The sequence below is a fragment of the Streptomyces hirsutus genome (assembly GCF_001418415.1).
In the GTDB taxonomy this organism is placed as follows: domain Bacteria; phylum Actinomycetota; class Actinomycetes; order Streptomycetales; family Streptomycetaceae; genus Streptomyces; species Streptomyces hirsutus.
The window spans coordinates 1-6,836 of the sequence record NZ_LIQT01000179.1; the positions used below are offsets into that span (position 1 = coordinate 1).

Below are 6,836 nucleotides of genomic sequence, written 5' to 3' on the forward strand. Positions count from 1 at the left end.
CCTCGGCGGCGCCGCCGAGGAACTTGAGGTAGTGGCGGGGCATCATCCCGCCCTGCGAGTGCCCGACGAGGTCGGCCTTCGCCGCGCCGGTCGCGGCGAGCACCTTGTCGACGAAGGCGTCGAGCTGCCGCGCGGACTTGTCGATGGGGCCGAGGCCGTGGAAGAAGGGGACACCGTCGAGCTGGCCGTAGTCGAGGGAGAAGACGCAGTAGTCGCGGTGGACCAGGTAGGGGGCGAGGCCCAGCCAGTTGTCGACGGAGTTCCCGAAGGTGCCGTGGACCAGGACGACGGGGCGGGGATGGGTGGCGGACGGCTTGCAGGAGTAGTCGTTCCAGCCCGAACTGGGCGCCCCCGCGGCGTGGGCGGTGGTGGCGGGGAGCAGGGCGACCGCGGCGGTCAACAGCAGCGCGGTCAGCGGTCCGAGCACTCTTCTCCAGGGCAGCATCGAGTGATCTCCTTACGGGTCAAGGGAGTTGCAGCGAAGGAACGCCCTGTGATCCGGATCACGAGGATGCTGTTCACTCGTCAAGTTACGGGTGAGTAGTACAATTATTAAGTTACGGGTCAGTAAAAACTTTCGGCGACAACCGAAGACGGTGGCACCAGGAGTGATAAAGGGTCACCAGGCGGGACGTACCGGCCCGTTGGGCGCGACGCGCAACAGACGGTCGCGCAGCGCGCGGAGCTCGCTCTCGCCGAGCACATCGGCCCATGCACGCACGGCCTCCGCCGCCGCCGCCTCCGCGGCCCGCGTGCAGGCCCACCCCGACCCGGTCAGCACGACCAGCCGGGCCCGCGCGTCGGCGGGGTGCGGCCGGCGCTCGGCGTACCCCTTGCGGACCAGCTCGTCGACGAGCTGACTGGCGGCCTGCTTGGTCATCCCGAGGTGCGCGGCGAGATCGGTGACCGTCGCACCGTCCGGAGCCAGCCGGGCGAAGGCGAAACCGTGCGCAGGGCGCAGCCCTTCGAAGCCGCGGGCGACAACACCCCCATGGATGCGCTGTGTGAGCTCACCGGCGGCGGCGAGCAGGGCGGCGGACAGGGCCATGGCCTCGGAGTTCTGCACGGGGGCATTGAAACACCCTTGACGTATCGGTCAAGCGCCTTGACCATAAGAGCCGACAGGGTAGTCAAGTTACTTGACCAATATCTCTCACCCCTCGGCAGGAGACCGTCATGCCCGTCGTCCGCTCGTCCGAAGCCGTGACCCACCGGATCCACGGCGCCCGTTTCGTCTCGTACGCCAGCCCCCGCACCGGCAGCAAGGAGCTGTGCGCCTGGCGGGGCGAGATCCCGGCGGGCACGAAGGCCCCCGCGCACACCGTCAACCGGGAGGAGATCCTCCACCTGCTCACCGGTGAGCTGCTGATCACCCTCGACGGCTGCACCGAGCACGTCACCGCGGGCGACACCGTGATCATCAACCCGGGGACCACCCTCGCCGTCGAGAACCCCACCGACCGGACCGCGACGTCCTGGGTCACCACCTCCGTCGGCTTGGAGGCCGAACTGGCCGACGGCACCCGGATCACACCGCCGTGGGCCAACTGACCCGCGGGGCGTCACGCCGCACGGCCGGCCTCGCGTCCCGGCGGGCCGTACATGCGGGCGTCCCGCCCCTCGCACGGAGGGACGGGACGCCCAATGGGTCCTGCTGTCCTGCTGTCCTGCCGTCCTGCCGTCCTGCTGTCCTGCTGTGCTGCAGGTCCTGCTGTGCTGCGAGGGGCGGGTCAGCCGATCTGGGTGCCGGTCGCCGAGAGGGCCTCCGTCACCGGCTGGAAGAAGGTCGTGCCGCCGGAGGAGCAGTTGCCGCTGCCGCCGGAGGTGAGACCGACCGCGCTGCCGCCCGAGAAGAGCGAGCCGCCGCTGTCACCGGGCTCGGCGCAGACGTCGGTCTGGATCAGGCCGTTGACGATGTCGCCGTTGCCGTAGTTCACGGTGGCGTCCAGGCCCGTGACCGCGCCGGAGTGCACCTGGGTCGTGGAACCGCTGCGGGTGACCTCCATGCCTACGGTGGCCTCGGCGGCGCCGGAGATCGCCTGCGTGGAGCCGTCGTAGAGGTTCACCTCGCTCGGGTGGTCCACGTCGGCGGTGTACTTGACCAGGCCGTAGTCGTCGCCCGGGAAGCTGGACGCCTCGTTCTCACCGATCACGGTGCCGGAGGAGTCCGACCAGGTGGTGATGCCCTCGGTGCAGTGCCCGGCGGTGAGGAAGTACGGCTCGCCGCCCTTGGTCACGTTGAAGCCGAGCGAGCAGCGCCCACCGGCCCCGGTGATGGCGTCGCCGCCTGCGACGTACGGGGTGAACTCGCTCTTGATGCGCTGGAGTTCGGCCTTGGCCCCGAGCCCGTCGACGACCTTCGTCAGCTTGGCCCACTCGGCTTCGGAGACCGTGCGGTCCGCGGTGACGACGACCTTGTTGGTGGTCGGGTCGGTCACCCAGGAGGTACCCGGGATCGTCGCGTCCTGCTTGAGGGTGGTGCGCGCGCCCTTCAGTTCGGCGAGGGAGTTCGCCACGACTCTCGCCTTGGCACCGGCCTCCTCGACGGTTCCGGCTGCGGCCTCGTCGAGCACGTTCACCACGAGGCTCTTGCTCTTCGCGTCGTAGTACGTTCCCGCCGCGTCGGCGCCGAGGTCCTCGGTGAGCGTCGAGGCGAGGTTTCCGGCCGCCGTGACGGAGAGAGTCCGGGGCGCGGGGGCCTCCGGGGACTCACTGGCGTTCGCAGTCTGGAAGGTGACTCCCGCGGCGACCAGTGCGGCGATGCCCGCACCCGTCACGGCTGCACGCCGCCTGGGTATGCGTCGGTGCTTCAACTCGCGTCCTCCTGTGGGGGGACGGCCCGGGAGGTTGTGGGGACCTCACGAACCGGAAGGCGTACGGCCACGGGGGCGGCGCACAGAAAAAGCCGAGCCCCGGGCCGGTGAACGCCGCCCACTATTCCGAGACCCACAGGGAGCACACAAGGTCGACTTCAGGACGTGCGTACGGCAACGAGCGCACGCCCCCTATGTCCTGACAGGTCATGGGCACGTGGGGCAGTTCGCACTGCAAATACTACGAGCGAGTAACCAGCACGCCGATTCGGGAGATCCACCCCTGGCTTGAAATCGCCCTCGCCCGGTCCGAATTCGTGTGGGGCGCGGTGGACGGAAGTTGCTCCTGCACCGATTCCCGCACCGGGTCCCGCGCCACCTCCGGGACCCCCCGGGACCCCCGCGACTGTCGTTGTGACGACGTCCTCTGCTGCGGACTCGCCGGTGCCGGCGGATGGACGGCCCGTTCCGGAAAGCGCATCGGTGCGACGGGGAAGGGCAGCACCGGTTCGGCGTCGGCGATCCCGGCGGGCGCCGCCCTGCGCGTCCTGGTGTGCGTTCCTCGAAGGCGGCTCCGTGTCCGCACAAGGGCGAGCCCCCGCACGCTGGTTGCGTGCGGGGGCTCGTCGTCGCGTGTCTGCCGCGGTGAGGCCCTGCGCTGCGGGACCGGTGGTACCGGCCGGTCCCGGTCGGCGGGCGTCCGGCCTAGTAGACGCTGACTCCGTAGGCGCTCAGGGCCTCCGTCACCGGCTGGAAGAAGGTCGTGCCGCCGGAGGAGCAGTTGCCGCTGCCGCCGGAGGTCAGACCGTACGCGGTGCCGTTGCTGCCGTAGAGCGAGCCGCCGGAGTCGCCGGGCTCGGCGCAGACCGTGGTCTGGATGAGACCGGAGACGATGTCGCCGCCGCCGTAGTTGACCGTCGCGTTGAGCGCGGTGACCCGGCCGCTGTGCGTACCCGTGGTGGAGCCGTCACGGATGACGGTGGTGCCCACGCTCGGGGTGGCCGCGCTGGTGATGTCCACGCCGTTCGCGGTGCCGGGGCGGCTGACGGAACCGGTGTAGCGCACGAGGCCGTAGTCGTTGCCCGGGAAGCTGGAGCCGGCGGTCGTGCCGATGGCCGTGGTGCGGGCGGAGTTGGAGTACCAGGTGCCCGCGCCGTCGGTGCAGTGACCGGCCGTCAGGAAGTACTCGACGCCGCTGCTGCTGCGGACGTTGAAGCCGAGGGAGCAGCGCCAGCTACTCGCGTAGATGGCGTCGCCGCCCTGGATGAGCTTGGTGAACGTGCCGGGCGTGCGCTTGATCTGCAGCGCGTCGGCGTCGGCGCCGGCCTCCTGCTTGATCTTCGCGATCTCGGCCTCGGACACCGTGCTGTCGACGGTGACGACGACCCGGTTGGTCTTGCTGTCGACGGCCCAGGCGGTGCCCGGGACGTCGGCCTCCAGCACCGAACCGCTGACGCTCTTGAGCTCGGCGGAGCTGAAGGTGGTGGGAGCTTCGGACGCGTTCGCGCTGGGGATCGCGATCGCGGCGGCGGCGACGAGGCCGGTGGAGACGGCGATCAGCCGGGTGCGTCTCGAGATGCCGCTGCGGGGGGTGGTGCGCTTGATCCTCACTTCTCGTTCCTCCATGAAGGAAGTAGGGGGCCCCGTGGGGTTCGGGCCCGTGAGGCGCAGTCAGGGGGCCGGTCGCCCGGATTCCGAACATGCCGTGCCCCTGACAAGCGCTGGGGGTGAGTATTCGGTCGACGGACCGGTCGACGCAAGAGTGCCTTTCGGTCGTCGCCCTGTGAACCACCTGTGCGGCGCGACCCTCGACACCCCTGCGCCACCAGCCGATATCCCCGATCCGCAACCGGTCGCCGCCACCCCGGAGATGTCCGGAAGTGAACCCTCCGAATAATCTTGCGAACGTTCCTCCGAACCCGCCGCCAAAGGACTCGACAGCTCTCGAACGCGCCGCCGAACGCCACGCCGGGCATCCCACCGGGCATCCGCCGTACGCCCTTCGGGCCGCTCCGCGGACGCCTCTTCGCACCCCGGACTCAGCAGTCGCACCCGCAGTCGCAGCCGCCGTCCTCACCACAGCAACTGCAGCACTCGCAGCAGTCGCAACACCCGCTGCAGTCGCAGTTGGAGCAGGCCGGCTTGCGCTCCCCGGTCCAGGGGTCCTCGTGGGTGCCGCAGCACAACTGGCACGTACAGAACAGTCCCACCCACACCGCGCACCCGGCGATCAGCCCACGTCGGCGCGGCGGCCCGGGCGGCACCGGACCGCCGGGACCGCCCGGCACGCCCGGAGCGCCGGGTGCGCCGGGTGCGCCGGGTGCGCCGGGTGCGCCGGGTGCGCCGGGTGCGCCGGGTGCGCCGGGCGGTGAGTAGGGGTGGGAACCGTGGGCAAAAGAAACGGTGTTGAAGGCACGATCTACAGAGTTGGGCAGTTCATGAACGAGCAGCCGGTGAGCGAGACCGCCGTCGGTGAACTCCGTCTCGCGCAGCGCGAGACGGATGCCCCGTACGGCGTCGTCGGCGAGCCGGCGGGCCTCGGTGAGCGGAGTGCCGGTGGCTGCGAGGGGGTTCCACGCGCCCGACGCGGCGTCGGCCTCCCGATCCTCCACGGCGTCCAGGAGATGGGCGAGCCGGCCGAAGAGCCGTCCCGCCTCGGCGAGCGGTCCGGCGTTGTGCGCCCGCCCGGCGAGTATCGCCGTGTGCGCGAAGGCTGCCGCGGTGGCGGTCTCGGTCGGTTCGGTGACGGTGAGGATCGGGGTGCCGGGGCCTGCGAGGCTCTCGATGCCGGTCTGCCGGTCGACGGCGTCGACCAGGACGGCCGTGTCGAACCCGACGTCCGTACCGGTCCGCGCCCCGGCCCGGTCCCAACTCGCGGCGACACGGCGCGCGGCGAGCGCCACCGGACGGCGGGCCAGCAGCCCGTCCCGGTCGGCGACGTGGTCGCGCACCTTGGCGGAGGCCAGGACCAGCGATACGGCCGCCGCGAGCCGGGCGCCCTCACCGTGCGCGACGGAGGCGGTCCGCATACCGCGCAGTGGGCACGGTCCCGCTGTGCGCCGCCCGGCACCGGCGTCTTCGGCCTGAGCCTCCGTCAGGACGGAGATGAGCAGCCCGTCGTAGTTGGTGACGACGCGTGCGAGCTGTCCGTGGTCCCCGCGCAACGCCAGGCACAGTCCGCACAGATGCGCCATCCACTGAGCCGTGAACCGTTCACCGAGCCGGTGGCGGCAGGGCCTGACCATTCCGAACATGATGTTCCCCCGTACGTGGTCCGAAGTGGAGCGGCGGCATCGTACTCGCCGCCACGTTCACCCGTACGCGCCGTCGCTCACCCATACGCCGAGAAGAATCATATTTCACTCACAGTCAGCATTCGCTTACATCGGGACCCTTGGGGGGCTTGGGCTCTCGACGGATGCGCCCTGCACCAGTACCGTCACAAACCCCCCGCACGGCGTCCCATCACTTGGCGCGCCATCCGCATCATGGACGACCATAGGGATGCGGAAAGCAAGAAGGACCGCTGTGAGAGGAGGCGTCCATGGGATCGGTACGCAAGGCAAGTGCCTGGCTTGGCCTCGTCGACGACAACGAAGACGAGCGTTACTACGACGACGACTACTCCGACGGGGCTGCGCCCGGGGACGCCTGGGTCACCGATCCGCGGGTCAAGGTGGCCACGGACGTCGCCGAGGAAAGGGGCCGCCGCATCGGCACGGTGACCCCGGACAGCTTCCGGGACGCCCGCGCCATCGGCGAACTGTTCCGGGACGGGGTCCCCGTCATCATGAACCTCACCGCCATGGAGGCCGGTGACGCCAAGCGCGTCGTCGACTTCGCCGCCGGACTGATCTTCGGCCTGCGCGGTTCCATCGAGCGTGTGTCCAACCGGGTGTTCCTGCTGAGCCCGGCCGACACCGAGGTCGTCAGCGGGGAGCCGGCGGCGCACCGGGCGGACGGCTTCTTCAACCAGAGCTGAGGCAGGGCCGCTCCCCGGCCCTGCCTCAGCTCTGGTTGAAG

At 70.3% G+C, this 6,836-nt stretch carries 7 protein-coding genes; 2 read left to right on the forward strand and 5 right to left on the reverse strand.

Features of this window, described 5'->3' with window-relative positions; translation table 11 throughout:
* The coding region (locus tag AOK11_RS14400; RefSeq protein WP_157869359.1) for an esterase/lipase family protein at positions 1 to 445 on the reverse strand (445 nt) is incomplete at its 3' end.
* Positions 446 to 619: 174 nt separating this feature from the next.
* Positions 620 to 1,066 carry a MarR family winged helix-turn-helix transcriptional regulator gene (locus AOK11_RS14405; RefSeq protein ID WP_055594109.1) on the reverse strand — a complete coding sequence of 149 codons (447 nt, stop codon included), beginning with the start codon at positions 1,064 to 1,066 and terminating at the stop codon, positions 620 to 622.
* Between the two features lie 110 nt (positions 1,067 to 1,176).
* Here AOK11_RS14405 and AOK11_RS14410 point away from each other — a divergent pair, with 110 nt between their 5' ends.
* Positions 1,177 to 1,551 (forward strand): cupin domain-containing protein, encoded by a 375-nt coding sequence (locus AOK11_RS14410; RefSeq protein WP_055594110.1) that lies wholly within the window; start codon positions 1,177 to 1,179, stop codon positions 1,549 to 1,551.
* Between the two features lie 179 nt (positions 1,552 to 1,730).
* Here AOK11_RS14410 and AOK11_RS14415 read toward each other — a convergent pair whose 3' ends face one another.
* The 3 genes from AOK11_RS14415 to AOK11_RS43425 form a co-directional block, all read right to left on the reverse strand.
* On the reverse strand, positions 1,731 to 2,813 hold the full coding sequence (locus AOK11_RS14415; RefSeq protein ID WP_055594111.1) for a S1 family peptidase: 1,083 nt from the start codon (positions 2,811 to 2,813) through the stop codon (positions 1,731 to 1,733).
* Positions 2,814 to 3,518: 705 nt separating this feature from the next.
* Entirely contained in the window at positions 3,519 to 4,424 is a 906-nt protein-coding gene (locus AOK11_RS14420) for a S1 family peptidase (RefSeq protein ID WP_055594112.1), read from the reverse strand.
* A gap of 428 nt (positions 4,425 to 4,852) precedes the next feature.
* Positions 4,853 to 6,067, reverse strand: a complete 1,215-nt coding sequence (locus AOK11_RS43425) for a DUF5685 family protein (protein ID WP_055594113.1) — start codon at positions 6,065 to 6,067, stop codon at positions 4,853 to 4,855.
* A gap of 290 nt (positions 6,068 to 6,357) precedes the next feature.
* On the opposite strand from AOK11_RS43425, the gene AOK11_RS14430 reads away from it, so the two are divergent.
* On the forward strand, positions 6,358 to 6,795 hold the full coding sequence (locus tag AOK11_RS14430) for a cell division protein SepF (RefSeq protein WP_055594114.1): 438 nt from the start codon (positions 6,358 to 6,360) through the stop codon (positions 6,793 to 6,795).
* Positions 6,796 to 6,836 lie beyond the last annotated feature (41 nt).